The sequence below is a fragment of the Parachlamydia acanthamoebae genome, from assembly GCF_000875975.1.
Lineage (GTDB): Bacteria > Chlamydiota > Chlamydiia > Chlamydiales > Parachlamydiaceae > Parachlamydia > Parachlamydia acanthamoebae.
This window is the reverse complement of record NZ_BAWW01000014.1, coordinates 1-1,635: the sequence shown is the minus strand read 5'-3', so window position 1 is coordinate 1,635 and position 1,635 is coordinate 1. Positions and strand designations below refer to the sequence as shown.

The following is a 1,635-nucleotide window of genomic DNA, read 5'->3' as shown; positions in this document are numbered from 1 at the left end:
ATTAGAGTGTCAACAATATATGAGTATCAACAATAATAGACCGTTTTTTCGCGATTCCATCACAGATGGTTGGACAAAAAAAGATTGGGCTTTAAATTTAATTCCTCTGGGAGGCATTGCCTCCGTTGCTTATGAAATTGGATCGGCATGTTTATCTTCTAGAGATCGTACTGCTAAAATTTCAGAAGACTTTTTTAAATCACCCATTCAGACTACTCTCAAAAAAATCGCTCAATGTCTTTGGGTTCCTATTGTTGCTTGCGGAGTTCTTAAGCTAGTTTGCTTTATCGTTAAGGCTTGCTGGAATCGATGCTTCCCTCCTGCTAATAATAGGCCTAGAGAAGAAAGTCAAGTCATCGATCCTCGAGCTAAAGATCCTTGTATAATCATTCCTCCCGAGGTGGTTGTTAACCACATTTTTTCTTATTTAAATCTCCATGAACTTGGAGTGAGTAGGAGTGTAAGTAGGACATGGAACCAATGTGCAAGTGTCCCAATTCTTTGGCAGTCAGCAATATATCGAGAAATTGCTTTTAGTAGTAAGAATTGGGCTGAGTGGAATACCGATCTTGTAAAAGATGTAGACATGAGACAAGAAATGCTGTCTCTACCAAAGAATATTGCGGAAGAGCTTAGACGTTCAGCTTTTCCTGGAAAAAGCATTAGAGAAACTCATGTGTTGGTAAGAATGCCAAAAGGGCTTACCATAAAAAAACTTGGAGAGCTTGCAAAAAAATATTTTCCAAGTAACACTGGCTATAGATACATTTGGCCAGCAATTGTTGATAAATCAGGAGATAAGGCTGTCGATGAATCTGTTTGGCTGCTGATGACAAAGGATGTCCTTCAAGGAAGCAGAAGTAAAAGCTACAGTCAGCAAAAGAATATTGTAGCTGAGCTTGCTGAAACAACTGGGGTCCCTTACCAAGTCCCTACTACTTTAGAGGCCGCGACTTGTATTTTGGCAGAGTACTCTCGTTCTGAAAATCGCTTATTTAGCGATAGTCCATGGACCTATACACGCTGTCAAGAGAATGTTCAAGGCTTTCAAATGGATGTTGGGGGCTTCGCCCCGGCTGGCCTCAGCGTCTACTACGACCACTATGTCAGCGGCAGCATTGGCGTTGCGGCCCTGCGGAAGTTCTAAGGTCATTGGTTCTTGGTCACTTGGCCTTTGATAAAGGTTCTTGTTCTTTGTTTTTTGGTCCTTGATTTAACGACTTTGGGAGTAAAAAACCAAGACTATTCAATGTGATTAAATTTTACTTTTAATGTGTATATTTTTAATCACATTGGTTTCTTATCCAGTAAGCATTTTTTACAGCTTGAGATAACGTATGCTGATTAGCATGAGATAAAATCCCCAAATAGGACTGCAGTCTTTGATCCAGACTGACCCCATCTATTTTCCCTTGTAGAAAGATTTCGTACGCCTCTTTTAGTCGCTTTTTCATCCGCTGCTTTGTTCGTGTTCGCACTAAAGTATGCTTAAAAAAAAGAACATAGCCCACGAAATCGATTCCTTGAGTCAATTTTCTAATAATCAACTTTTTTGGGTGAAGATCTAATTGGAGCCTTTTTATAAGAAATTCTCGAATAAGAAAAATTAAAGATTCTAAATGGTTTTTATCATTA

General features: G+C 39.1%; 2 protein-coding genes. One reads left to right on the top strand and one right to left on the bottom strand.

Translation table 11 applies throughout. From position 1 onward, the window contains the following. On the top strand, positions 1 to 1,147 hold a 1,147-nt coding region (locus AOM43_RS06165; protein ID WP_226987428.1), incomplete at its 5' end, for an F-box protein. Positions 1,148 to 1,283: 136 nt separating this feature from the next. Here the strand turns inward: AOM43_RS06165 and AOM43_RS13690 are convergent. Then, positions 1,284 to 1,635: hypothetical protein (locus AOM43_RS13690; RefSeq protein ID WP_059359484.1), on the bottom strand; the 352-nt coding region annotated here is incomplete at its 5' end.